The sequence below is a fragment of the Collinsella sp. AM33-4BH genome (assembly GCF_003469205.1).
GTDB lineage: Bacteria > Actinomycetota > Coriobacteriia > Coriobacteriales > Coriobacteriaceae > Collinsella.
The window spans coordinates 107,067-132,303 of the sequence record NZ_QSIN01000002.1 but is presented as its reverse complement, the minus strand read 5'-3'; the positions used below and the strand labels follow the sequence as shown (position 1 = coordinate 132,303).

Below are 25,237 nucleotides of genomic sequence, written 5' to 3'. Positions count from 1 at the left end.
TTATAGGTTAAGTTTAGCCAAATTCAAATACATGGCAAGCCCCAAGCCGAGTTCAAGCAATCTGCATTATTGACTCAGAGAAATGCGGGAAAGAGGCAGTAGAAACTACATTGGCACATAAGGCCCCCAGCGAAGAGCCCGAACTTTTATGGTGAGCAATAACATACCTAGGAAGACGAAGGCAAGGCACGCAACCGCCCAGTCGCCGTGGCCGGTCTTAGGGAGCGCGGCGGCTTGCGTTGTTGTGGGCTTGGTCTTTTTGGTGGTCTTGGTCGCAGGCGTCTTGATGGACGCGGACGCGGGCCTGGCGTCCGACTTGGGCGACGAATCAGGCGTGGGGGCGGAATCTTCGCTGGGCTTGTTCTCGTCGCTATGCTTTCCTTCGCTTCCGGGCTTTGTATCCCCCGCGGGATTGCCACCGGCAGGTTCATCGGTACCGGGCTGGGTCTTCCCCGCCGGCGGCAGGGCGCCCGCGGGTTCAATTACCACACGCAGCGCTACGGCCCCGCTGGCGTCCATCACGCAGGCGGTACCAAAGGCCCCGCCCGCCGGCGTCACAAACTGCGCGGACGTAAGTGAGTCACTCTCGCAGACAACATCGGCTATGGCGCCGGTCGCGTACACCCAGGAGGCGTCCATGGCAAACTGGCCATCGGAGGCGTACACACCAAAGAAGCGACAATCATCGACCGATCCGTCGCCAGCAGCAATAACGTGCGCGCCACCCAGCCGGGGCCCGAGACACCCGGCTCGTCGAAGGTCTGCCCCACAATGGTAAGGCTATCCACACCCGCGGCATAAGAAGGCCCGCCTAGCAAAACGCATAGGCAGGCCAGGCGAGTCTCGAAGAAGCGCGAGACGGCCTCATGCTGGAGCTGCCGCATCACGTATAGCCAACGAAGCGCGGGCGGGACGCCACCAATGGGCAACGTCCCGCCCGCTCTGCGCAATCTCATGCGCATCCAACTTGTAGAGTAAATTCATCGCTCGCGTCGATTACGACCCCAATATTTCCCTAGGAAACACACTCGATAAATCGTTAACACCCATAGCGAAAAGCACCTTTGCGCTGGCATCGTTGCTGAGCTCGTCGCTCAACTTAAGTGCATCAAGCAGTATATTTCATCGTAACATCTTATAGTCATCCTCAGTCAGCACTAGCTCAAGATCGCTTAAAACCCCTACTAGATTGACATCGTGAGACGGAGACACCCTGGCGCAGAATAGACGTTCGTCATGCGCACAGATATTTCGAAAATCTTTAATGTGATCGTATGCAAGTCTTAGCCTACGCGGGCTGATGCGCTTATCGACTTCATGCGTCTCGGAATAAAGATCAGAAAACGACTTGGCAATGGAATTTCTCATGCTTTCTGGCTGAAACTCATAGAACTTGAATGCCTGACCAAGCATCAAATAATTCATAAGAATCCATACCGGCGTATTGTCGTGATTATTCTCATAATGCCGAATGTAGTCCCTTTTATAATCGCTTTTCCATTTTTGAGACCTACACAGCACCTTCTCGAAATCACCAATAAGCATGTCGATCTTTTTTCGATAACCAGCATCGGCACGGTAGGATCTTCTATCCAGGTATGCCTCCGGGCTATCTTTATGGGCCATTGCGAAACGATAAGAACAGACGGTTTTAAGCACTGCTTCCGCCTTGTTAAAGTATTCAAACATGAGCAGACGCAATGAACGGTCAAATTCGAATAAACGATATATATCAGAAAACTTCGTACCTTTTACGAATAGCTCGTGGCAAGAATCTCCACGCTGGTCGAGAAACAAATCCTTGTAGCCGTTAATAACCGGATAGTATCCCTCGCGTTCCAAAACTAAACGAGTATTGTTATCGCATTCGAGTCCACGGCTTTCAAGAATAGCAATCTGCTCATCAATAGATTTAAATGGTTTATCCATTTGGGCCCCTTAAACGCGAAAACCGCCTTTCGGCGGTTCCCACGGACCAAGCCGGACGTACCGTCGCAAGGCCTCATCACAAGACTTACTTTAAGGGAGAACTCCGGGTCCGTCAATCCTATGCCGCCAATCCTCCAAATCAACCTTTGGACTCATTCTTTGGATAGCTGGCAGATTATAGCCATTAATGGGCACCATGTTGACATCAAGACAACAAAAGAAGCGCTGCAACAAATCGAATAGACAGGAGTGACATGCAAGCGATCGAAAAACTAAAGACCACCGATGATTTAGGTGAACACGGAGGCGGCATATGGAAGAAATGGCCCTGGAAGGACTCCGATCATTATGAATTAATGTCCGATCTCATCCTTAAGGCTAAATACAGCATTCAAGATTTCAATTCCACTATCGGCGGGGGCTTCTTGCCCAACCCAAAGGACACCGTTTATCTTGTGGCACTTGCTACTTGGATAAAAGATGCTTCTGGCAAATTAAAGGGAACTGTCTTCGAAAAGAGATCGAAAACGATTTTGAGTTCTCTAAACAAAGTGAACTCGACGACGCGAGCAAATATCTCCAAGTTGTTCGCTCGGCAGTTATTGCCCACCCCCTCAATTCAACTAGACATCAAGATTATGGTTTTGGATCAGAAGGAAGAATCTGCATTGACATAAGAGGGAAAAGCCTACTTGATTCCTTTCCTAAGGCAGTTATTTATCGCATCACACCAAAAGGATTTTCAAGAATCAACTGCGTGGGCGATAATGACATCGCATTGATGACATGTCGCAATATCCGCAGCGCCAAAGAACAAAAAGGCAAGCTGCACTTTGAAAGATGCTGCCTCGACATGCGAGACATACGCGATTCTGCCGAGCTTTACATTGACGCTATATACGAACTGGACCGCCACCTTGGTCGGATCAGGAGGAAGGATTTTATTAAATAGCCTCAGCTCATTAGCATAAGAGCCGATCGTTCGACCACTTCATCCTAGAAGAAACAGCCGTCACGGACAAAGACGTGCATAATACGACCCGTACCAACAATGAGCGAAGTCAACATGCGGCAGCGGGGCGAAACCGGACGTTAGCAAGAAGAAGGCGCGGGACTCATGTCGGCCCCGGTGCCTAGGCGCAATGCCACGGTGCTGCTTCGCAATATTCAACAGTGGCTAATTAAACAAACACCGCATCCTACCAAGACGCCAGTGCCCAAGCCGTTCTAGTCAAAGAGCAGCTTGGGCACACTCCATGAGACCATAGTAAGGGCCGCAACCGGACCTCGCGTCAGAAGCAGACACGCTCCATCCCACCGGCAATCACCCCTCCCCGTCCATGACCGTCCAGCTCACAGGCTCAATGCCCGGAAGAGACGTTAGGCAAGAGGGGCAGGCAACCTGATAGTTCCCGTAATTTGTTCTGCGCTGCATCGAAGCGGAGACGTATACCGCTTTGCGGGCGCGAGTGACGCCGACGTACAGCAGGCCTATTTCCTCAATAAGCCCATCTGGCATTTTCTTCGCATCAGCAATCTGGCAACCTCGCGCAGAACGTAAGCATATACCAGCATTTTCGCAACGAGAGCAAATCCCTCCAGGCCAATCGAAACGCGTAACGCCCGGAATGAAAACGGTGTCCCACTCGAGCCCCTTAGCGGAGTGAACGGTCATCATGGAGATGCCCACATCAAGGTAATCGGAGAAACGTCGCAGGGAGCCCTCGGAAAAGATACTAACGATATAGTCGAAGCGCTCCGAAGGTCCCATCGCGACGCAGTCATTTTTAAGGTGTTTCCGCAGCGCTCCTAGAAGCATGGCATAGGACCGCCCATACTCGAACCTCTTGGAGCCAGTCAGCAGTTCATCAGAGATGGAGTCGATTATTTTGTCCGCAGCAGACCGGCTGACGCCCTTTTCTCCAGACACTGCATCGGTAATCCTGGATAAAGCAAACGCATTGAATTCGATGAACCCCCGACTTGTATCCGAGAAGAGTCCGTTGAAGTAAGAGATACCTTCTTTAGCAAGCTCTTCCATAATGAGATCGGCAAGGGCACCACGCTTACGAACAAGAATCGCAATCCTCCCGCCACTGCTTTGAGCGAGCGCCGTAACCTTGGAAACGATGGCAGTCGCTTCGTCTTGCTGAGTAGAGCCAACAAATATGGGAAGTCGGGGCGTACCGCCGGCAATGGTGCCCTTCATGTTGGAGCGAATCGCAGCACCGAGCTCTCCGACGATAGATCTCCCAGAAAACCTATGGTTATACTCGAGTTCCAACGGCGTTAGACGCAGGTCGGTAGTGGCCTTTGCCTTTAAGCCTTCCATTGCACCAATAAAACCATAAACACGCTGAATGGGGTCGCCGAACATGCAGATCCCCGACTCATCAGAAATCAGACCCCTTAGGAAGACATAGCACAACGCGTTCGTGTCCTGCGCCTCGTCGACAAGCACGACAGGATATGCTGCCGACAGATAGGACCTTAACTTGGGAAAATGAGCGAGCAATTCAATTGCAAGGGAAATCATTGCGGAGTATGGCAAGAGACCGTTCGATGCAAACCTTTCCTTGATGATCCTATTAAAGGAAAACATCACACGCCTCAAGTCCATTTCCTGACCGTTTCTCATGAAGCGGAGGAAGTCGTCAACGGCATTCTTTTCATCCCAGGTCAGCCTGCCACCTCGCGAAACCAGCTCGCTAACGGCGCTGTTGTCATCAACCATAGAGAGCTCGCCAACGTTCACTGGGAGCGAGAGCGATTTCCAGTATCTGCGTAGCAGAGCCCAAGCAAAGCCGTGGAAGTTGGTCGCCATGACGCTGTCCTCAAAACGCTTGGCCACGGGACCAGGAAGTGCCGACATAGTGATGCCCAAATCCATACGCATCCTCCGCGCGGCGGCAACGCTAAAGGTCAGGGCCAAAATCCTTTTTGGCGGATGGACTTCGCCAGATGCCAGCAGCCAGCAAGCCCGCCCAGTCATCACCGTGGTCTTCCCGTAGCCTGCCGGCGCCTCCACGAACACCCTCTTTGATGGCGAGAAAATCGCGGAGCACTGCGATGCATCCCCACCACAGCGCGCCTCAATCTCGGCTCTAACACTATCCCGCAGGTCAGTCTGACTCATCAGCATTCGAGCCCCACGGCCTTGCGAATAATACTTTTGTAACATGTGGGAACGCCATTAGCACCAAGAGCCTCCGCGAGGGCGACGCCAGACACGACGCCCTTGTTCGATGAAAGCCATGCATACATAAGCGCACGTGATTTGGGCGTGTCTGCGAATAACCCGTCAAACTCCGATCCCCGGAAATCGTATTCAGGGTCCCGCAAGTTAACGCCGTAGACAGCACAGGCGCTTTTCAAAGCTTTACTATTCCCCTTGATGCAAGTTGCCCTCTGAAAAGGATCAATCGACTCAAGAAGCGCAATAAACGCACCCTGGTTATCGCTAGCGAAGAACGAGTCAACGACCTCACCTTCGAAATCCCGTTCGGTTGTCGTTATATGGTCTTCAGAAGTTTCTTGCAGCTCATCCTCATCTCTGTCGACAATTGAATAATTTGGAATCTCGAACTTGCCCAGAAGTTCACAGAGTGGTTTAACGTTCTTTTTCCCGCCGGCCCTGATAGGCACAACTCCATAATCATCCAGATCCATCCCAAGGTTGCGAGCGAACACCGGAATGGCTCCAGACTCTGTCTGCCCCTCAAAAGCCAAAACCGACCGCGCGAAAAAGGCCTCTCGTATCGACTCAAAGTTCAGCATAAGATGCTTTTCAACCTTGTCGGACAGGTCAATATCCCTACCGCATATGACCTTCGGCGAATTTTCGCCCTGCCCGAATCGCACAATGTTCTTATAGCCGCGAGCCAGAATGTTAGGCGAATGCGTCACCATGATCAGCTGAGCTTTGATTGAATCAATTCCGAAATAGTCCTTTAGAAGAGCATTGAATCTATCATCCTTCCCTTCGCAAATCCTATGCAAGCTCTTCGAGAGACGCCTCTGCATATACGGGTGAAGGTGGGCTTCGGGTTCGTCATAAGCCAGAACGGCATGCAGCACGCGTCTGTCATCATCATCTGAGCAAAGGCTCTCTTGAAGGCGTTTAGGCGAAAGACGCATAATGCTCTCGATTATCGAGAGCGAGGCAATAGCGAGGTACTGCAAGCCTACCCCTGCCTTTTTAAAATGAACGCCCCTCTTGTCAAGCAAGGTAACCAAACTTCCAAGCGTTCCGCCATCCGATGAATCGACGCCAGGCCTCACACCATATGATGACAGGATCGGGACGTCGCCGACGATTTCGCCGAGATCTGCAACCAGACCTTCGAGCTCGCTCCCATCCAGAAAATCGGAGACCTCTTTACCCTCCTTATCTAGATAAAGAGCGATACCTTTGGAGAGAACTTTACCGACACCTCGGGTACCATCAAACGCCAGGTCTCCCCTATTAAAGGATGCAGTCGAGTACCTGAACATGTGAACGGATCGCATCAGAGAGGGTGGAATACTTTCTCCGCTCCCTTCGGCCTTAAATTCAATTCGAGAATCCGGGTCGTCAGCAAAAGCGCAGATGGTAATAGTGTTTCCGGTCGTAGGATCGATGTCGAGCCCCGTTATTCCGATCTCGTCCTCGTCCAACTTTAAAGTTACTAGAGCCCCTGCGCGCTTTTCAATGTCAGCGAAATCCTCTTCGCTAATCGTCGCTTGATTGAAAATTGTATTGAGCAAGTCAAGCACATTCGTTTTGCCGAGGTTGTTCTCGCCGACAATATAGCTCACGTCCTCGTCAAAACTAATCGACACTCCATCGAGATTCCGATAGTTCTCAATCCTCAGTTTAGAGATCCTCATGCGTCCTCCCGACCTTTATGGTTTTATGGCTTCCAACAATCTAACACGCCTCGTGTTGTACTGAACTTGAGGCACAGCCACTTCGATAGGCTTGTAAATCAAAAGCGTAGTCCTAAGAAGGTTGTTTGCATGCACCAAGCCGTCTCCTAAGGCTCCCCCTCCCCCAACATTCCCCAGAAAGTTCGCTGATGTTGACTGGGGTTCCCGTAAAATAAACCCAACAAAATATGTGCGGAGTGCTGGCCTGGAGCTGCCTTCGGACCCTATTGGCTGCTCACCGAGAGGCTCCGCTATGAAACGACCTATTTACTACCTGCTCTGCGCGATCGCGTGCACGTCCATGGTCAGCTCGACGATGCCCATGGCAGCCGTCGCGGAAGCCATCCAGCCTCAGGCAGCCGCCGAGCAGCAAGCGCAAGCCGACGCCACGAGCAGCGACACAGGCAAGGCCGAAGACGGCACCAACACAAATACGACAGCAGATACCGCAGAGGACAGCACCGCAACATCCACCGGCACCAGCGCCGTCAACACGGAAAGCGCCGACGGCACCGCCGCCGCAACCGGCACCGCCGCCGCAACCGGCACCCCCGCCCCATCCCTTCGTGCCCAAACCAACGGCACGCCCGAGGCAATCTCCACCACGTCACAAGCCGGCTACGCCCACTCCGCCACCGCAACCCAAAACGGCGTCACCTTCACCGTCTCCTGGAACGACGCCCCCGCGGGCACCGCGACGACCTTCCACGTAACCCAGGCCAACGGCTCGTCCCAGGCCAAGGCGCGCATGGACGTGCCCACCTATTGGGACGGCGGCAGCCAGGAAAGCGTCTGCGACCCGTCGCGCCCGGCATGGGCCAGCTACTACAGCCTGGGCACCGCGGGCCACGACTTTACCTTTGACTTCACGGCGTCGGGCACGTACCGCATCTACTTCTACTTTATGGACAACGACAGAAACGACCCCCAAAACGACAAGGGGATCTACTACCTGCGCACCACGGCGGAGGTGACCGTAAACGACGCCGCCCGCCCGAGCGTCACGCAGATCGTCAACGACGCCGTGGACCTGTGCAGGCAACAAACAAACGGCTCGGAATACAACATGGCGCTGTGGTTCCACGACTGGACGCTCGACCAGCTGGAGTACGACCACAGCCTCAACTGGTGCTCGGCCGAAAGCGGCCTCACGCGCCACCAGGGCACCTGCGAGAGCTACCAGCGCATCTACTCCAAGCTCCTTGACGCCGCGGGCATCGCCAACGGCCGCATCACCGGCAACGGCCACACCTGGAACGCCGTAAAGATCGACGGCAAATGGTGCCAGATGGACCTAACCTGGGACGACACCAGCGACAACTGGTACGGAGACCTGGACCAGCGCCATCTGTACTTTGGCCTGACCGACGAGCTCATGGCAATCGCCCACTCCGACCACACGGCAAACTACCAAAAGGATGACTACGCCTACCGCTCGACCGATCTGTCCAACAATTACTTTGTGCGAAACGGCAAGGCCAATGAATGGGCCGAGAAGTATGCCGACCGCATTCAGCAGCACTTGGATGCCAAGGAAGAGAGCTTTTCCATAGATGCTGACAACGGAACCTTCCCGCCGAGCATCTCGGGAATACAAAACGCGCTCGTTGCGTACGATATGAACCAGAGGGAATGGAGCGTGGCCTCCAACGGCGTAACACTCACGGTGACGTCTAATGTCACGACGGCCTCGAGCTACCAGTGGTCAGCGAAGTTCGACTTCGAGGCTGAGTATCCCGAGACAAAACCCATTCCAAAACCAACCGAATTCGACGGCTACTTCACCGTCAAAAGCGCCCTGCCCGGCGATGCCTCGCTCGACGTGGCATCAGGCTCGCTCGACCCCGGCGCAAACGTCCAGCTCTGGTCGACGAACGGGACCTCCGCCCAGGTACTCCGCTTCCGATACGACGCGCATGCCGGTGCTTACGAGATAACCAACGCGAAATCGGGGCTGGCGCTCGACGTCCAGGGCGGCTCGGCCCGGCCCGGGGGCAACGTCCAGCAATTCACGCGCAACGGGACGGGCGCCCAGCGCTGGGCAATCTCCGACAACGCGGACGGCACCGTGACAATCGCCTCGGCGAAGAACCCCTCGTGCGTGCTCGACGCCGCGGGCGGCAAGTCCGCCCCCGGGACCAACGTCCAGCTGTACCGGTCAAACGGCACTACGGCGCAGAAGTGGGTGCTAGAAAGCCGCTAGAAAAGGCTCGACGCGTATGAGCTGCGCCGAGCCTTCAAGGAGAATTGCATCTTTCATCGACGGGCCAAAGGTCTAGGCAAGAACGATCTTCTTGATAAACAAGGATTTAAGGCCGATCGTCAATGCATACTGGACGCCCATGGCCAGCGGAATCGCCATGATGTCGATAGCGCCCAGAAGAAGATAGCAGGCGATGAGGTAGATTACGTTGGCCAGAAGCGTTATCCCCGCAGACTGCTTCGACAGCCCGTAGGCTGTAAAGCATGGGTGTAGCGCCGAGAAGGTGATGCTGACGACAGTCAGCGCCGCAAGGGTGGCGAACAAGTGCCAGTAGCCTCCGTAGACTGGATCCATGAAAAACGAGAGAGCGGGCGGAACCGCAATGATTGCCAAGGCCGCGCAAGGCGCAACGACCTTGAAGACCATGCGCTCGATTTTCTTCACAACGACAAAAGCCTGGTCGTCCTGCCCCTTGGCTATCAGCTCTGCGAGCTGAGGCATGATTGCCTGCTGCACCGGCGTCGAGAGTAGGGTGAAAGCCGAGAGCAGCTGCTTGAAGAACTTGAACACACCAACAACCTCGCTGGAAAACATGGATAGGAAGAATACGTCGAAGTACTGGATTGGCGCGTCGGCGGTCGCAGCCAGGTTCGACCACATTGTGAAAGAGAAGAAGCCCTCAGGGAGGTCGCGCCTCCTGGCAGCAGCCACGCCCTTCAGGCCGACATGCTTACCGACAACGAAGAGCGCGATAGCGAACAACGACACACTCTTTAGGACGTCCGCCGCGCAGTAGGCAAACGCAATCGCAGCGACATTCGGGCCAACAGCGTAGAACACTGCCGCGGCGAGGACGAGCTTCAGCGCCGCCACTGCGACCGCATGGATGGCGACATATTTGAACTTGTCAAAAAGCCTCAGCACTCCGGTCGGCGTGCCCTCGACATGCACAGCAATCTCGAAGCAGAATATCGTCGCGGCGAGCGTGGAGACGTCATCCCACCCGAGCAAGCTTGAGACGAGCGGAACAATCGCGAAAGCGACCGCGCACCCCATGAGGGCGGAGGCGATGTCGACGAAGAAACCAGCCTTTATGGTCGCGGCGAGTCCGGCGTCGTCCCTTCGCTCCTGGCAAATCGACCCATAGCGAATCACTCCCTGCCAAGACTGGAAGTTGAGGAACGCGTCCACGGCCTGCATGAACGTCTGGCCGATCATCATTGAACCGTAGCCTGCGGCCCCGAGGAACCCGGCGGACAAGAACGTCGTGACCATGTTGAGCGCAGAGGCGCCCCCCTGCCCCACCACAATCGTAGAGACGTTCTTGGCGAGCTTCAGCCAAAACTCGTTGCCTTTGAGCCGGCCCAGCAGCGATTTCACCCTACCGACCATCAACGCCCCTTCTTGCGTAGCGCCTTGGAAAGCTTGGCCGCGAAGCCACCGAGGAAAAACCGCCGAGACGGCGCCTTGTCGTCTTTCGCGCGCAAGGCGAAGCTATCTGCCCCCGCCATGGCGGCAATCGCTGCGCCGACGCCTATCTGCCTGTGGGTAACACCCGAGACCAGTTGTGGCTCGGCGACAATCCTCAACCGCCCACCGAATGGCTCGGGAGGGCGAATCTCCTCCCCCGCCGCGTCGAGGGCCCAAAGAAGCGGCAGTGACATACCGCCGTCGAGACAGGCGAACATGTTCCCGCTCTGCCTGAAGTTGATCTCGTTTAGGACCGCCCCATCCCTGGTGGCGAAGACCTCGATGTCGAACATGCCCCTGAAGCCCTCGCTCGAGAGCTCGCCGATTACTTTTTCGAGGAGCTTTTCCATCTCGGGAGCCGCCTCGGAACACCCGATGGCGACGTTGCCGGCCTTCCTTGGGAACGTGAGCTCTTTTCGCAGCGTTATGTGCGATTCCTTTCCATCCGACAGGAAGATGCAGCCCGAGGCCACGGCCTCGTAGTCGAAGTCCACGACCTCCTGGACCAAGAGTCGCTCGTAGCCGTCCGCGAATAGGCGGGTGACGGCAGCGGCGTAGGAATCCGGGGAGTCCACAATCGCGATGTCGGTCTTCTCGCCGAACGCGCTCACGAGCGGCTTCAATATGAGGGGAAAGCTGAGCCCGGCCGCCGCGTGATCACGACTCGTAACGATGACCGAACGCGCCATGGGCACGCCGTGCGCTTGCGCCCAAACATACTGCTCGTACTTGTCCATCAATCCCGCAACCCTGCCGGGCTCGCCTGAAAACGAATACGTGACGATGCCTTTCGGGGCAAGCTCGCGGTCGGCGACGTAGGCGGAAAGATCCGAGCTGGCGAGAACGATGCACAATCTTGGGTCTTTGTCTGTAAGCCAGGACCGATAACCTTCCGAGATGGCCTCTACGCTGTTATCGACAAGCTCGAAGTTCTTGGGACAATACTTCGAGGACGGTACCATGAGCCCGTCGGCGCTTTTCATACCCGAATGAAGAAGCAAGTCGAACGGGACCCCATCTCTTCCGAGGCTCCTCAGACTCGCCAGGGTGTTGTGGTGATCGCCGCCTACGACCAGAATACGCCACCCCTTGGGGAAGTCGATGTGTCTTTCACAAGTCATCGATCTATAACACCTCCAGAAAGAATCGCCCGTCCCAATTCGTCGGACGTCATGAACTCGCAGTCCGGGTACCGCGTCGCCAACTCCTGCAGAAGCCCGTCGAGGGCCTCGAGCGAGAACGCACGATGCCTCTCATCCACGCGTGAAGTGTAGTTGACGCGATGGGTGCATACCACCGCTGGCTGCCTACGCCTGAAAGCCGTCTCGATTTCGGCGAAAGCAGCGTCGACGCACTCGTCGACGCTCTTGCCTTGAAACATAGAACGCGAGGGCTCGAACTGCACATTGCGGATTAAGCGGCACTGCCCAGGTACGTTGGAGCGTCCGAAAACATTAATCCTCCTCGAATAGGAGTCGTTCCCTTTCGGAACATTCCTCTTCGGCGATGATTGGATCGTCTCGATGCCCAGCTCAGCGGCGATGAGCTCACATTCCTTGTTGGCGACATAGCATGGTGGGATGAAGCTCCTGGGGGCGAAGCCAAAAAGGCGTTTGAAAATCGCGACCGCGTCTTCAAGGTATCCGTGCACGTCAATCAGAGTGTTTCCATTGTTGAGAGCGTCAATCCCATTGTAGAAGGCATCGTCCAGCCCTACCATTCTCAAGCTACAGGCATATTCCACCACAGGGTCGGTGGCCGCATCGGTGAGCCATGCCGTAGCGTTGAGATGCTCTCGTCCGTGGAGCTGCGGATGCAGTGCTGTTTCACCGCAGCCCAGCCGAACGAAATCGAGTACTCCCTCGTCTCCGTCATAGGTTCGGTAGGTTTTATCTATTGGCTCAAATCCAAAGTGCGCCACATCAGCGTTACCAGGAACGCATCGATTGAAATCAGGGTTGGCGGTTGCGAAGTTCAACGTGAACACTGGCGCGGAAGCCCGAAATCGCACCGCATTCTCACGCAGCAAAGAAGAGAGGGCGCTTACGTCAGCCTTCTTCTCCAAGCCGTCAAAAGATTGGTAGTGATCGAGCCTGAAAGAGGGGAAGCGATTCTCAAATGCCGCAAGTGCATCGGAATCCGGGACCCTCACGGCACCCCAATCGTCGGACTCGAAGACGACGATACGCCTATTCGTTTGGAAGCCAAGCTTTGCGACCAGGGCCTTAGCAGCCTCTTTGATTATGTGCATCGTCTGCCCCTAAAGCTCGAATTCACATTTTTCGGGGAAAAGTTCGTCAAGGCAGGCGAGAATTCTCGTCCGCGCAGTCTCGTACTGCTCCGGCGTGAGGTCGCCGTCATTGAGACAGACGACCTTTCCCTTGCGCCCGCGAAGATACGATTCAGCCTCTTCCAGGGTTGAATCGAAGTCAATTCCTAAATTAAAACTCTTTCCAAATGAGATGGGCCGCGGATAAAAGTCGCCTTTTGCGCACTGCCAATCTTTCATAAGCCAGTTCGATATATCGGTAGCCTGCCTGAATCGATGTGAGGAAGTTCTCTCCAGCTCATCCTTCTCTTCAGCCCAAACCTCATCGAAGGTTGATTTCAAGAAAGAATTGCAGAGGTGCGGTTCATAAAATCCCTTAAACGATGGAAATGCAAGCATGAGTACCGTTCTCAGGGCCATCGTCCCATATGCGGGGCTGAGCCATTTCAGCGGATGACTCCTGACGCAATTCAACGGCACAAAATGAGTGCTAAGGACGCTCGCAACGTTAAAAGGAACATAGAACTCGTCCCCTCGGGCGAGACCACCGGCACTTAATACGGCGGTCGCCCTCGGCAATCCCTTATGGAAATAATCGTCCTCGCTTGTACGATTTAGAACGATCAGATCATCGTTGAACAAAACAAACTGCTCCGCCAAACTCTCGATTCGGTTTGCGTTAAGTTCGATGACGTTGGAATTGAAGGTGGGAAGGTACTCATGGGGGATGTAATCTTCATGCTTCACGATATGAAGTTTTGGATTCGAAGTGTCGAGCCACTTAGGAAGATGCCCATAGGTCAAGAAATGAACCTTGCGGACCCAAGGTGCGTTCAAAGCGACACTGCGAAAGAAGTACCGAAGTAGGCCCCAATCCCGATATCGCTTGTCCTGTCCGTGAGCAGAAGCCGAATCCGACGGTCCCTCGTACCTATTCCTCTCCGAGAGCCATTCTGAATCCGAGTCATCCACCCATGGAATTACAAAGTCGATTTCCATATTCATCCGTTGTCTTTCATTTCGTAGTTGCGTTTAAATCCCTCTGTCCTACTCTCTGACTTTGAAGGAAAATCTGTCGACACAATCGCCATCACCATAGCGTAAAAAGGCCCATAAAAATTAAAGAAGGAAGCGTCAGCCGTACTCAATATCATGTAATAGAGAGGAATAATCACGTATGCACCGACAGGAACCCGATGAGACCTTGACCTCGATATGAACGAATAGAAGAACGTCCCGATGAGCAGGGTGAAAAGCGCAAGCCCGAAAAAACCAAACTGCCCGATGACCGTAGGCCAGAAGCTGTCGCTAACGAAAGCGTGGTAATCTGGGCTCAAGCCATAGACGCCGGAAAGCCCATATAGATAATAAAGAGGCGAGTAATACTCGCCCGACATATAGCTAGCGTACGTGCCGAAACCCGAGCCAAAGGGAAACAAACTCTGCGCAATCTGCATAGAAGTGGACTGAAGAAGATACCTGGCCGACGTCGTATCCCCAAAATAGAACTGCAGCTGATCAGCGCCCAAGAACAATACACCAACTACGAGAATCAGGTACAAGAATACTGTGGGCTTCTTGTCCCCGCGCGTCACCAACCCCCTAACCAGAAAGAAGCCGATGACGAAGGCGATTCCGACGGCTTTCGCCCTCATAGTCGAAAGCAAGAGCAAAATGTCGAGGATAATCCATACCTTGTTCTTTTTCGCATCGGTCATCAAGAGAGCGGAGATGCCGACACAATACGCTGCGAGCTCTGTGGTATGTCCGAACACGAAGCGATAGCAAGGCACACCCATGAAATGTCGGTCACTCCCCATCGGCACAACCCCCGAAAGATGGAGTGCGTAGCCGAAAAGGGCGGCGGCTATAAGCAGTTTCACAACACCGATCGCAAGCGAAAGAATCCTCTCCTCACCATATACGACCTGCAGCGCTCCATAATATGCCGCGAAAACCTTGAAGCATGTGAACGCATCTACGGCAATAGCAAACTTACTTTGCTGATAGCCTGTAACGAAGTTTGAAGCAAGTCCGAGCGCAAGCAGCAAAGCGACGGCCAAAATGCCGATACGCTCCCCTCCGTTAAGCACAATCTTGTCTTTTCTAAAAAGCCCCCATCCAACGAGAAGAATGGCGGCGAGCTCGTCAGCATACGAAAACGCCTTGATGAAACCATCAAGCATGGGCGAGGCGATAAGGATGACAAGCAAGATGACTTGAAACGCCTCACGCGCAAGAATCTTAGGACGTCCAGCATCCTTCGCTCTGTATCCGACCTTTAAAGCAACGGAAGACAAAACTACCCCCGTCCCATGTATAGCGCAGCAAGCTGCGCGACAGTCCCGTGAATATCAAACCCCTCATCCGCCACGACTCCCGCGTAGCCCTTGCGCATACCGCTCGAGTATCCAAGCGCGCGCTCAATGCAGTCGGCCCAGGCCTCGGCCCCCGCCTCCAGCGGCAGATACTCCACCAAGTCGGTAATGGCCACCTCGTCGGTAATCCTGTCCGAAAGCACGCACGGCAACCCGGAGCACTGCGCCTCCACCGCCGAAAACGGCAGTCCCTCAGACAACGAAGGCATGGCGAAGCAATCAACCCCATCGTAGAACGAGGGCATATCGTCGAGCAGTCCTAAGAAGCACACGCGCTCGGAAAGCCCGAGATCACCTGCCCTCCTCTCGACGTTCTCGCGCAGTGAGCCGTCCCCCGCAAGGACGAGAAACGCATGCTCGTCAATACGGGCGAGGGCGGCAAAAGCATCGATGAGGAAGGCATGATTCTTCATCAGTTCGAAGCGTCCGACATGGCCAACCAGGATGTCTTCCTCCGAAAACCCGTACGAACCCCTGAAAGCGTCCCTTCGTGCGGCGTCGAAGGCGAACCGCGCCACGTCGATGCCGTTGTTCACTACCTCAAAATCTTTGCCTGGATACATGAACTCCCCCGCGGTCCTCGAACAGGCCAGCCGCTTGGTCGCATACTCGCCGAAACCCTTCTGGAAAGCCTGCTTCACGATATTGCGCGGGGTGCGCTCGAAATCGGCGATGTGCGAGTGTGAGAATAGTCGCCCGACGCCGTGCTCGCCCGCCGAGCGCAGGACGTCGCGCCCGAGCGCAGCCATATGGCAGTGCACGGCGGCGTAGTCGTGATGCTCGTCAAAGAAGGCGTCCAACATCCGCTTGCGGCGCAGCAGGTTCGCGCCCTCCATGATGGGCACGTGGTACACATGCCCGCCAAGGCTCTCGACCTCATCCTCGTAGTATTCGCGGGGGGTGTGGAAGACGAGAAAGTCGAACTGCACCTGAGTGCGGCAGATATTGCGGTAGACGTTCATGATGAATGCCTCCGCGCCACCCCTGAACAGTTTCGAGGTAACCTGAAGTACTTTAACCACGGGCACTCCAATCTTCGATTTGATTCAAATAGCAGGAAAGCCCTTCCTCCCAGTCGGGCATGTGGAACCCGACCGACTCGAGCCTGGACAGGTCGAGCGCGGAGTGGACCGGGCGCGGGGCGATGGGGCCCTCGGCACTCGCGTAGTAGTCGGCGGTCGATACCGGCACGACCTTCTCGCCGTTGCCGTTGGCGGCCTCGAAGACGGCGCGTGCGATGTCCGCCCAGCTCTTCACGGCGCCGGAGCCGGTGCAGTCGTAGGTGCCGTAGGGGGCGTGCGTCCCCAGCACGTGGAAGATGGCCTCGGCCATGTCGCGCGTGAAGGTCAGGCGGCCCAGCTGGTCGTCGACGACCGTGACCTGCGCGAGCCCGTCCTCCGGGTCGGCGACGCGGTCGGACAGGCACTTCATCGTCTTGACGAAGTTGTGTCCCTCGCCGATGACCCAGGAGCTGCGCATGATGTAGTGGCGCGGGCACCCGGCCACGGCGATGTCGCCGGCGGCCTTGGTCTGGCCGTAGACGGACAGCGGGCTGAAGGGCTCCTCCTCGTCATGCACCTCGGCCGTGCCGTCGAAGACGTAGTCGGAGGACACGTGGACGAGCGTGATCCCGTGCCCGGCGCAGGTGCGGGCGAGCAGCGCGGGCCCCGTCGCGTTGGCCTTCCAGGCGGTCACGCGGCCCTCGGGGGTCTCGGCCCTGTCCACGGCCGTGTAGGCGCCGCAGTTGATCACGGTGCCGTAGAGCGACCAGTCGTACTGTGCGTATGCCTCCGGGTCGGACATGTCGAAGGTGTCGATGTCGCAGAAGTCGAAGTCCTTCGCCACGCCGCGCCCCTCGGCGAGCGCGCGCACCGCATGGCCCAGCTGGCCGTTGCAGCCGGTGACGAGCGTGCGTTTCGGCGCCATCGGGACGACGTCCCTGAGCATCGGGTGGTTGAGGTCGGCCTCGGATACGGTGGCCTCCTCCAGCGGGATGGGCCACTCGATGGCGAGCTCGGGATCGGCGAGGTTCACGAACGTGTAGGTCCTCTTGAGCTCGAGCGACCAGTGGGCGTCCACCAGGTAGGTGTAGGCGGTGCCGTCCTCCAGGGCCTGGAAGGAGTTGCCAACGCCGCGCGGGACGTAGATGGCCTTGGAGGGGTCCAGGACGGTCGTGAACACCTTGCCGAAGGTCTCACTGCCCTCGCGCAGGTCCACCCAGGCGCCGAAGACCGAGCCGCGGGCCACGGAGATGAACTTGTCCCAGGGCTCGGCGTGGATGCCGCGGGTGACGCCCCTCTTCTCGTTGTAGGAGACGTTGTTCTGGACGACGCGGAGGTCCGGGATGCCCAGGGCGCACATCTTGGCGCGCTGCCAGTTCTCCTTGAACCAGCCGCGCGAGTCGCCGTGGACGGCGAGGTCGACGACCATCAGGCCCTCTATGCCGGTCTCGGCGACGGAGAGGTCCTTCTCGAATGCGATGTCTGCCATATGGGAAAAGCTCCTATCGAAGAGGTTGGATAACCGGGGGCGCCCGCGCGGGGACGCAGGATCATCCCCATGCCCTGCGGCCCCGCGCGGGCGCCCCGCGGTGCGGTTCGCCGGGACGCGGTCTTACTGCCCCTGCGCGCGGTAGCGGGCCTCGGTGGCCTCCTTGGCCGGGCGCCACCAGGGCTCGTTGGCGACGTACCAGTCGATGGTGGCCTTGAGGCCCCCGGCGAAGTCGGTGTGGGCCGGCCTCCAGCCGAGCTCGCGCTGGAGCTTGGTCGAGTCGATGGCGTAGCGGCGGTCGTGGCCGGGGCGGTCGGCGACCCAGTCGAAGTCCTCGGGGTCCTTCCCCATCGCCTCGAGGATCATGCGCAGGACCGTGATGTTGTTCCTCTCGCCGTCGGCGCCGATGAGGTAGGTCTCCCCCATGCGGCCCTTGGTCAGGATGTCCCAGACGGCCGAGGAGTGGTCCTCGGTGTGGATCCAGTCGCGGACGTTCTCGCCGCGGCCGTAGAGCTTGGGGCGCACGCCGTCGACGATGTTGGTAATCTGCCTGGGGATGAACTTCTCCACGTGCTGGTAGGGGCCGTAGTTGTTGGAGCAGTTGGAGATCGTGGTGCGCAGGCCGTAGGTGCGGGTCCAGGCGCGCACGAGCATGTCGGAGCTGGCCTTGGTGCTCGAGTACGGCGAGGACGGGTGGTACGGCGTCTCCTCGGTGAACTTGGCTGGGTCGTCGAGCGCCAGGTCGCCGTAGACCTCGTCGGTGGAGACGTGGTGGTAGCGGATGCCGTATTTGCGGACGGCCTCCAGCAGGCGGAAGGTGCCCTCCACGTTGGTGCGCAGGAACGGCTCCGGATCGGCGATGGAGTTGTCGTTGTGGCTCTCGGCGGCGTAGTGCACGATCGCGTCGTGGCCGGGGACGAGCCTGTCGAGCAGCTCGGCGTCGCAGATGTCGCCCACGACGAGCTCGACCCTATCCTCGGGCAGGCCCGCGATGTTCTCGGGGTTGCCGGCGTAGGTCAGCTTGTCCAGGACGGTCACGTGCACGTCGGGGTGGTTGTTGACCACGTAGTGCACGAAGTTGCTGCCGATGAAGCCGCAGCCGCCCGTGACGATGATGTTCTTGGGTTCAAAAATCTCAGACATGGGGAGTTCTCCTAGTACTCGTGCGGGCTGTTGACAATCTCGCCGGCGGCGACCTTCTTGAGGTGCCGCCCGTAGACCGACTTGCCGTAGGCCTCCGCGGCCTCCTCCAGCCCGGCGGTCGTGATCCAGCCGTTCTCCCAGGCGATCTCCTCGGGCACGGACACGGGCAGGTCCTGGGAGTGCTCCACGGCGCGGACGAACTCGGCGGCCTCGTGCAGGCTCTCCATGGTGCCGGTGTCCAGCCACGCGTAGCCGCGGCCGAGGGTGACCACGGACAGCGTCCCCTCCTCCAGGTACATCCGGTTGAGGTCGGTGATCTCCAGCTCGCCGCGGGCCGAGGGCCTGACCTCATGGGCCTTGGCGGCGACGTCGCCCGGGTAAAAGTACAGGCCGGTGACGGCGTAGGAGCTCTTGGGCTCGGCTGGCTTCTCCTCGATGGAGACGGCCCTGCCCTCGCCGTCGAACTCCACGACGCCGAAGCGCTCGGGGTCGTCCACGTGGTAGCCGAAGACCGTGGCCCTCCCCGACTCGGCGTTCTGTACGGCGCGCGTCAGGTGGCGCGACAGGCCGTTGCCGTAGAAGATGTTGTCGCCGAGCACCAGGGCGCACGGCTCGCCGGCGATGAAGTCCTCGCCGATGGTGAAGGCCTGGGCCAGGCCGTCGGGGCTCGGCTGCTCGGCGTAGGACAGGTTCACGCCGTAGCGCGAGCCGTCCCCGAGCAGGCGCTCGAAGTTGGGGAGGTCCGTCGGCGTGGAGATGACCAGGATGTCCCGGATGCCCGCCAGCATGAGGGTGGACAGCGGGTAGTAGATCATGGGCTTGTCGTAGACCGGCAGCAGCTGCTTTGAGGTCACGAGCGTGAGCGGGTACAGGCGGGTGCCGGACCCGCCGGCGAGGATGATGCCTTTCACTGGCTATGGCCTTTCTTTTCTAGCGGCCCTGCGGCCGGCGCGGTTTCCCAGAAGGCGGGCGCAGCAGTCGACGCCGAAGGCGATGAACTCGACCAGATTGCCCTCCCGAAGGAGCTGGGAGGAGACCGCTTTGACGAGCCGGCCCCCTTCACCGATCTCACTTGCATGCATGAGATCGTCCGCATGCGTTTCGAGAAAGAAACCGACGGCGCGGTTGCGGGCAAACTGCTGGGCTGGCGTCAAGTTGTGCGAGTGAAAGACCTCGGCATGCGGCTCGTAAGCAACCTTCATACCCGAGGCGATAAACTTGGCGGCCATGAGCATGTCCTCGTTGGTGTTAACATGATCGAATCCACCGCATTCGAGATATGCGATCCGTCGATAGGCAGAACAGGCGTCAGATGCAAAAAACGTCTTAATACCGAGTTTCTCGAGATCGCATTTCGAACGAACGGATGGCGAATCAGGATAGTTGAAACCACGCACCAGCTGCTCAAAGCGCCGAGCATCCGCCTTGGGCAGTTGCCTGCCACTTACAAGGGCGATGTCGGAATCATCAACCATGGGAGCAACAAGCCGCTTCAGATAATCATCGGAAACGGGCACGGCATCTTGGGTGAGAAAACATACAAAGTCGCCGCTCGACTCCCGCAGCGCCTTGTCTCTTGTGGTGCCGTGGTTGAAATCCTGACGATCGATCTGCAGCAAGCGAACGCCTTTGTGTTTCTGAACCAACTCGATAGTTTTATCATCCGATGCGGAATCGACGACCAGAATCTCATTCGGCTGAATTGACTGGCGATCAAGGGCGATTAAGAGCGTCTCAATTTCATGTTCAGCATTAAGAGTCGGGATGATGACAGAAATATCCATCTAGCGCCCCGTTCTCTCTTTGCCGAACATGGCCCCAAAGGTGCCTGCGAAGCACTTGCAATCCATACGGAAGCATCGATTCTGCACATAACAAAGTTCGATCTTCTGACGCAAGCCACTCTCAAATGTCGCCTCGTTACGGTCGGTTGCCTGCCACAGACCCGTGATGCCGGGTTGAACAGAAAGCAACTCAGCCTTCTCCTCGTCGGAAAAGTGCTGCTCAAGCTCATCTCTTGTAATGGGGCGAGGACCAATGACAGAAAGGTCACCGTTCAGCACATTGAGAAACTGAGGCATCTCGTCGATAGAGCATTTACGAATGAACTGACCAATCTTGGTAATACGAGGGTCATCATCGACCTTGCGCTCGACTTCCCACTGATGTAGCTGCTCAGGGCTCAGGTACTTGCGCACGTCGTTTGCATCAGCGACCATACTGCGGAGCTTAAAAATCTTGATTGTCTTTCCGCCCTTGCCAACGCGATCCTGGGTGTACATAGGGCTGCCGGGCGATTCAAGGCAAATAAGCGCGCAAACAACAGCAATAGGAATCAATAGCAGAACACTCATCAAAAGACTAAATACAAGGTCAAACAGCCTCTTGACGATGCGATACCCAAGCGTGCCACTCGGCTTTATCTGATTGAAAGCCAGCGCACCAACCGTTGATGCACAACTCTCTGTTACTTCTTTAGCAGCCACAATAAAACTCACGTTCCTGTCCCCAGGAACCCCCCCCCCCATCTATGAATCCAAAATCCAAATAAATCGCTGGTACAACGTCTCCCTTACGTTTTGCTGGGCACGTCGATCGGAAGCAGCTCCCTAAATGCGGAGTCGCCTTCGCCCACATCCACTAGGCACCAGCGTTTATGACGGTCGATCTTTTTAACGCGGGACTCTTGCCCCACCAAGGGACCCTGCTCTATGTGCAACACGCCGCCTTCTATACGGGCGACGCTGTTGCGCACCACGCCGTCGTCGTCCAGCACGCTGCGGTACCAATCCTGCGCATCGTCCGGCATGGGCATGTATGCCCGCTCCCTACTGCCGGCGATGCGGCAGCCAAAGCTCAACTGGGCCAAGGCCCTATCGAGCGCGGCGGCATCGTGCGTGGCAACGAAGAAATATTCCTTGTACATGGGTTTGGTTTGGAGCGACCAAGCGCCGCCCCGCTTAAACCAGAACTCCTTTTGCATCACAAAAGCGTTCTGCATCAGCTCGTGCGGGATAATGCGGCGGACCTTTTCGCAGGTCTCGCGCTCTTTTCCATGGGGGGTGTGGACCAGATACCAGCGGACGCGGCCGTTATGGCTGTTGGTGGTGGCGCCGTTAAATGCCCCCAGCAGCTGTTCTTGGCGCCGTGCCGTCTGTTCCATGTTCTCGCCCCCTCTTTTGGCTTTGCGATGCACGCAAATGCAGGGGCGTTTAGAACAGGCTTCTCGCTCGCAGCTAGGCGCAGTCGCAAAAGTACAGGTTTTTGTATCTTTCGACAGACGACATTATACGAGCAATTAATCAGCGTTTGCCCAGATTACGCAAAATGTACTGCTAGTAGGTACATCTCCATACCCCTCTACAAAAACCTGTACCTTTTTGTGCAACAAAAAAAGCCGCTCAACCAGCGGCTTTTCTTATTTTGTTAAGAAAAAGGCGACCGCCCTCTGTGGACGGTCGCCTTTGTTAATTGTTGTGAAGTTTGCCTTAGGCGCGGGTCTTGATCTCCTCGGTCACCTTCGCAACAAACTCATCAACGCTCATCTGAACGGTCTCGTTGGAGCGATCGCGGACGGAGATGTTGCCGGCCTCGACCTCCTTCTCGCCCAGGATAAGCATGTAGGGTACGCGGTCAATGCTGCGAGCCTCGCGGATCTTGTAGCCAATCTTCTCATCGCGGTCGTCGCAGACCACGCGAATGCCGGCCTCCTCCAGCTTGGCGCACACCTCGTGCGCGTAGTCGCGGCTCTTCTCGGAGACGGGAAGTGCCTTGACCTGCACGGGAGCCAGCCAGGTGGGGAACTTGCCCGCAAAGTGCTCAATCAGAATACCAATAAAGCGCTCGATGGAGCCAAAGCACACGCGGTGCAGCATGATGGGGCGCTTCTTGGTGCCGTCGGCGTCCACGTACTCCAGGTCAAAGTTGAGCGGCATCTGGAAGTCGAGCTGCACGGTACCGCACTGCCAGGTACGGCCGAGCGAGTCCTCCAGGTGGAAGTCGATCTTGGGGCCGTAGAAGGCGCCGTCGCCCTCGTTGACCTCGTAGTCCATGCCCAGCTTCTCCAGAGCGGTGCGCAGGCCCTCCTCGGCGCGAGCCCAATCCTCGTCCGAACCCATAGAGTCGTCGGGGCGGGTGGAAAGCTCAACGTGGTATTTAAAGCCAAACTTCTGGTACACGGAGTCGATGAGGTTGACCACGCCCACGATCTCGTCGGTCAGCTGGTCGGGACGCACAAACAGGTGGGCGTCGTCCTGGTTAAAGCAGCGCACGCGGAACAGGCCGTGCAGGGCGCCGCGCAGCTCGTGGCGGTGCACCAGGCCAATCTCGCCGGCGCGAATGGGCAGCTCGCGATAGGAGTGCGGCTTGGAGGCGTACACCAGCACCCCGCCCGGGCAGTTCATGGGCTTAATGCAGTACTCTTCGTCGTCAATGACGGTGGAGTACATGTTGTCCTTGTAGTGGTCCCAGTGGCCCGAGGTCTTCCACAGCTGCTTGTTCATGATGAGCGGCGTGGAGATCTCCACGTAGCCGGCCTTGTGGTGGATCTCGCGCCAGTAGTCCAGCAGCGTGTTTTTAAGGATCATGCCGTTGGGCAGGAAGAACGGGAAGCCGGGGGCCTCGTCGCGCATCATAAAGAGGTCCATCTCGCGGCCGATCTTGCGGTGGTCGCGCTTCTTGGCCTCCTCCAGCATGTGCATGTGCTCGTCGAGCTCTTCCTTGGTGGCAAAGGCGACGCCGTTGATGCGGGTGAGCATCTTGTTGTCCTTGTCGCCCTTCCAGTAAGCGCCCGAGACGCCGGTGAGCTTAAAGGCCTTGAGCGCCTTGGTGTAGCAGATGTGGGGGCCGACGCACATGTCGATGTAGTCGCCCTGCTGGTAGAAGGTGATGCGGGCGTCGTCGTCCAGATCACCGATGTGTTCGACCTTGTACTTCTCGCCGCGCTCTTCCATAAGGGCGATGGCCTCGGCGCGGGGCTTCTCGTACACGGAGAACTTGAGGTTCTCCTTGACGATTTTCTTCATCTCGGCCTCGATCGCGGGGAAGTCGTCCTCGCTGATCTTGACGCCCTCGGGCAGGTCGACGTCGTAGTAGAAGCCGTTGTCGGTCGCGGGACCGTAGGCAAAGTCGGCCTCGGGGTACAGGCGCTTGATGGCCTGCGCCATGATGTGCGCGGCGGAGTGGCGGATGACGTGCGTGACCTCGTCCTGCGGAAGCTCGGCCACCGAACCGTCATTGTAGAGTGCCTTCATGGGTATGTTTTCTCCTCTCGGATGCCTGATGCAAGTGCGTGCGATGCGCTCGGCGTTTTGACTTGCATCATTATAGGCAGGTTGCCTTGGTATACAAGCGCCCGCCGCACCTTAATGGCACGGCGGGCGATTTTCTACGCATGCTTCATCGTGTGGGGCGGGGCGTGGGGCGCGCGTGGCTTGCGCGGGACGCGCGGTGCCCGTGGCTTGCGGCCGGCCCGGCGATGGATGCGTTACTGGATGCGAGTTCGGCAGTAGGGGCAGACCTTCCAGTGCGCATCGAGCGGACGATGGCAGCTGGGGCAGACGTTGCGAACCTGAGTGTCGCACACCGGGCAGACGACAAAGTCCTTCTCGATGGGGGCGCCGCACTGCGGGCAGGTGCCGTACTGGGCAAGCTGGCGCTCGCGCAGGGCCATATCCAGCTCCTGCTCCTCGCGGTCGGACGCGTAGGAGTGCGGGCGCAGGATCAGGTAGGCGATGAGGCCTACAAACGGGATGAGGGCAATGATGCCCCATGCCACGTAGGCGCTGGCGCCGCGGCGGCGAGCGTCGATGAACACATAGACGACCGACAGCACATACAGGGCGATGATAAAGCCAACGAAGGCATAGACGACGCCCATAAGCTGCGGCGACATGAGCTCGGAGATGTACTTGGACATTACGGGTACCTTTCGGATTATTTACAGTCCAGTCAAGTTTACCACGGGGTTTGTTTATATGGGACCACGGCTAGGGGCGGGGCTGGCGCGGACACAAACATCTCAATCTGTAACAGTTAGGAGCGGAATCTGGGTCTAGATGTTACAGATTTAGACACAGGGGTCCCTCCCCGACTTCAATCTCGATCTGTAACATCTTGGGCCCCAAAGCCCCTCTTACTGTTACAGATCGAGACATTCAAAATCCGCCTGAAAGTTTGTCTCGATCTGTAACATCTAGAACCCAAATCATCAGCTAACTGTTACAGAACGAGACATACGAATAACCCGACGGGCTAACGTCTTGATCTGTAACACGTAGGACCGCAATTCCCCTCCTACTGTTACAGATCGAGACGAACGTGCGCCTGTGGTCTCAACATCTCAATCTGTAACATGTAACGGCGACGACCGCGAGGTTGGGTGGGAAGATCTCGTGGTCTAACGTGGCCGGCATCCGTGCTGGGCGGTCCTCGTCTGCCGTTGGCGGG

At 57.1% G+C, this 25,237-nt stretch carries 20 protein-coding genes; 2 read left to right on the top strand and 18 right to left on the bottom strand.

The features are described from left to right. Nucleotides 1-105: 105 nt before the first annotated feature. On the bottom strand, nt 106-639 hold the full coding sequence (locus DW821_RS02070) for a hypothetical protein (RefSeq protein WP_147487018.1): 534 nt from the start codon (nt 637-639) through the stop codon (nt 106-108). A 483-nt stretch (nt 640-1,122) separates the two neighbouring features. Next, complete coding sequence (locus DW821_RS02065) at nt 1,123-1,929, bottom strand: Abi family protein (protein ID WP_118065304.1); 807 nt, start codon at nt 1,927-1,929, stop codon at nt 1,123-1,125. Between the two features lie 254 nt (nt 1,930-2,183). Between DW821_RS02065 and DW821_RS02060 the strand changes: the two genes are divergently transcribed. Beyond that, nucleotides 2,184-2,606 carry a hypothetical protein gene (locus tag DW821_RS02060; protein ID WP_055251178.1) on the top strand — a complete coding sequence of 141 codons (423 nt, stop codon included), beginning with the start codon at nt 2,184-2,186 and terminating at the stop codon, nt 2,604-2,606. A 647-nt stretch (nt 2,607-3,253) separates the two neighbouring features. Here the strand turns inward: DW821_RS02060 and DW821_RS02050 are convergent. Together DW821_RS02050 and DW821_RS02045 are read right to left on the bottom strand one after the other, a co-directional pair. Next, nucleotides 3,254-5,065: a UvrD-helicase domain-containing protein gene (locus DW821_RS02050; protein WP_158567525.1), complete on the bottom strand. Its 1,812-nt coding sequence runs from the start codon at nt 5,063-5,065 to the stop codon at nt 3,254-3,256. Next, a complete protein-coding gene (locus DW821_RS02045) occupies nt 5,065-6,798 on the bottom strand; it encodes an ATP-dependent endonuclease (protein WP_118065298.1) in 1,734 nt (577 codons plus the stop codon). The genes DW821_RS02050 and DW821_RS02045 overlap by 1 nt, the downstream gene beginning before the upstream one ends. A 292-nt stretch (nt 6,799-7,090) precedes the next feature. On the opposite strand from DW821_RS02045, the gene DW821_RS02040 reads away from it, so the two are divergent. Continuing rightward, nucleotides 7,091-9,040 carry an RICIN domain-containing protein gene (locus DW821_RS02040; protein ID WP_118065296.1) on the top strand — a complete coding sequence of 650 codons (1,950 nt, stop codon included), beginning with the start codon at nt 7,091-7,093 and terminating at the stop codon, nt 9,038-9,040. 72 nt (nt 9,041-9,112) lie between these two features. On the opposite strand, the gene DW821_RS02035 is transcribed toward DW821_RS02040, so the two are convergent. The 14 genes from DW821_RS02035 to DW821_RS01970 form a co-directional block, all read right to left on the bottom strand. After that, entirely contained in the window at nt 9,113-10,432 is a 1,320-nt protein-coding gene (locus DW821_RS02035) for a lipopolysaccharide biosynthesis protein (protein ID WP_118065294.1), read from the bottom strand. After that, nucleotides 10,432-11,631, bottom strand: a complete 1,200-nt coding sequence (locus DW821_RS02030; RefSeq protein ID WP_118065292.1) for an ATP-grasp domain-containing protein — start codon at nt 11,629-11,631, stop codon at nt 10,432-10,434. Before DW821_RS02030 ends, DW821_RS02035 begins: the two co-directional genes overlap by 1 nt. Further along, nucleotides 11,628-12,761: a hypothetical protein gene (locus tag DW821_RS02025; RefSeq protein ID WP_118065290.1), complete on the bottom strand. Its 1,134-nt coding sequence runs from the start codon at nt 12,759-12,761 to the stop codon at nt 11,628-11,630. Before DW821_RS02025 ends, DW821_RS02030 begins: the two co-directional genes overlap by 4 nt. Before the next feature lie 9 nt (nt 12,762-12,770). Then, complete coding sequence (locus DW821_RS02020; protein WP_158567524.1) at nt 12,771-13,778, bottom strand: Stealth CR1 domain-containing protein; 1,008 nt, start codon at nt 13,776-13,778, stop codon at nt 12,771-12,773. Nucleotides 13,779-13,780: 2 nt separating this feature from the next. Continuing rightward, on the bottom strand, nt 13,781-15,079 hold the full coding sequence (locus DW821_RS02015; RefSeq protein ID WP_118065286.1) for a hypothetical protein: 1,299 nt from the start codon (nt 15,077-15,079) through the stop codon (nt 13,781-13,783). Nucleotides 15,080-15,081: 2 nt separating this feature from the next. Continuing rightward, on the bottom strand, nt 15,082-16,179 hold the full coding sequence (locus DW821_RS02010; RefSeq protein ID WP_118065284.1) for a glycosyltransferase: 1,098 nt from the start codon (nt 16,177-16,179) through the stop codon (nt 15,082-15,084). Further along, a complete protein-coding gene (locus DW821_RS02005; RefSeq protein ID WP_118065282.1) occupies nt 16,172-17,647 on the bottom strand; it encodes a sugar nucleotide-binding protein in 1,476 nt (491 codons plus the stop codon). Before DW821_RS02005 ends, DW821_RS02010 begins: the two co-directional genes overlap by 8 nt. A 123-nt stretch (nt 17,648-17,770) precedes the next feature. Beyond that, nucleotides 17,771-18,790 (bottom strand): dTDP-glucose 4,6-dehydratase, encoded by a 1,020-nt coding sequence (gene rfbB, locus DW821_RS02000; RefSeq protein WP_118065280.1) that lies wholly within the window; start codon nt 18,788-18,790, stop codon nt 17,771-17,773. A gap of 11 nt (nt 18,791-18,801) precedes the next feature. Further along, on the bottom strand, nt 18,802-19,701 hold the full coding sequence (gene rfbA / locus DW821_RS01995) for a glucose-1-phosphate thymidylyltransferase RfbA (RefSeq protein WP_118065278.1): 900 nt from the start codon (nt 19,699-19,701) through the stop codon (nt 18,802-18,804). A gap of 3 nt (nt 19,702-19,704) precedes the next feature. Then, nucleotides 19,705-20,574 (bottom strand): glycosyltransferase family 2 protein, encoded by an 870-nt coding sequence (locus DW821_RS01990; protein ID WP_118065276.1) that lies wholly within the window; start codon nt 20,572-20,574, stop codon nt 19,705-19,707. After that, complete coding sequence (locus DW821_RS01985; protein WP_199584249.1) at nt 20,575-21,288, bottom strand: sugar transferase; 714 nt, start codon at nt 21,286-21,288, stop codon at nt 20,575-20,577. A gap of 74 nt (nt 21,289-21,362) precedes the next feature. Then, on the bottom strand, nt 21,363-21,953 hold the full coding sequence (locus DW821_RS01980; RefSeq protein WP_118065272.1) for a hypothetical protein: 591 nt from the start codon (nt 21,951-21,953) through the stop codon (nt 21,363-21,365). 325 nt (nt 21,954-22,278) lie between these two features. After that, nucleotides 22,279-24,042: a threonine--tRNA ligase gene (gene thrS, locus DW821_RS01975; protein WP_118065270.1), complete on the bottom strand. Its 1,764-nt coding sequence runs from the start codon at nt 24,040-24,042 to the stop codon at nt 22,279-22,281. Nucleotides 24,043-24,275: 233 nt separating this feature from the next. Beyond that, a complete protein-coding gene (locus DW821_RS01970; RefSeq protein WP_118065268.1) occupies nt 24,276-24,707 on the bottom strand; it encodes a zinc ribbon domain-containing protein in 432 nt (143 codons plus the stop codon). Nucleotides 24,708-25,237 lie beyond the last annotated feature (530 nt).

Coding starts and splice junctions, on each gene's coding strand:
- DW821_RS02060 (WP_055251178.1), top strand. CDS start 2,184: ATGCAAGCGATCGAAAAACTAAAGACCACCGATGATTTAGGTGAACAC.
- DW821_RS02020 (WP_158567524.1), bottom strand. CDS start 13,778: ATGGAAATCGACTTTGTAATTCCATGGGTGGATGACTCGGATTCAGAA.
- DW821_RS02050 (WP_158567525.1), bottom strand. CDS start 5,065: ATGAGTCAGACTGACCTGCGGGATAGTGTTAGAGCCGAGATTGAGGCG.
- DW821_RS02030 (WP_118065292.1), bottom strand. CDS start 11,631: ATGACTTGTGAAAGACACATCGACTTCCCCAAGGGGTGGCGTATTCTG.
- DW821_RS02065 (WP_118065304.1), bottom strand. CDS start 1,929: ATGGATAAACCATTTAAATCTATTGATGAGCAGATTGCTATTCTTGAA.
- DW821_RS01970 (WP_118065268.1), bottom strand. CDS start 24,707: ATGTCCAAGTACATCTCCGAGCTCATGTCGCCGCAGCTTATGGGCGTC.
- DW821_RS02035 (WP_118065294.1), bottom strand. CDS start 10,432: ATGGTCGGTAGGGTGAAATCGCTGCTGGGCCGGCTCAAAGGCAACGAG.
- DW821_RS01980 (WP_118065272.1), bottom strand. CDS start 21,953: ATGGAACAGACGGCACGGCGCCAAGAACAGCTGCTGGGGGCATTTAAC.
- DW821_RS02040 (WP_118065296.1), top strand. CDS start 7,091: ATGAAACGACCTATTTACTACCTGCTCTGCGCGATCGCGTGCACGTCC.
- rfbB (WP_118065280.1), bottom strand. CDS start 18,790: ATGTCTGAGATTTTTGAACCCAAGAACATCATCGTCACGGGCGGCTGC.
- thrS (WP_118065270.1), bottom strand. CDS start 24,042: ATGAAGGCACTCTACAATGACGGTTCGGTGGCCGAGCTTCCGCAGGAC.
- DW821_RS01990 (WP_118065276.1), bottom strand. CDS start 20,574: ATGGATATTTCTGTCATCATCCCGACTCTTAATGCTGAACATGAAATT.
- DW821_RS02045 (WP_118065298.1), bottom strand. CDS start 6,798: ATGAGGATCTCTAAACTGAGGATTGAGAACTATCGGAATCTCGATGGA.
- DW821_RS02005 (WP_118065282.1), bottom strand. CDS start 17,647: ATGGCAGACATCGCATTCGAGAAGGACCTCTCCGTCGCCGAGACCGGC.
- DW821_RS02025 (WP_118065290.1), bottom strand. CDS start 12,761: ATGCACATAATCAAAGAGGCTGCTAAGGCCCTGGTCGCAAAGCTTGGC.
- DW821_RS02070 (WP_147487018.1), bottom strand. CDS start 639: ATGGACGCCTCCTGGGTGTACGCGACCGGCGCCATAGCCGATGTTGTC.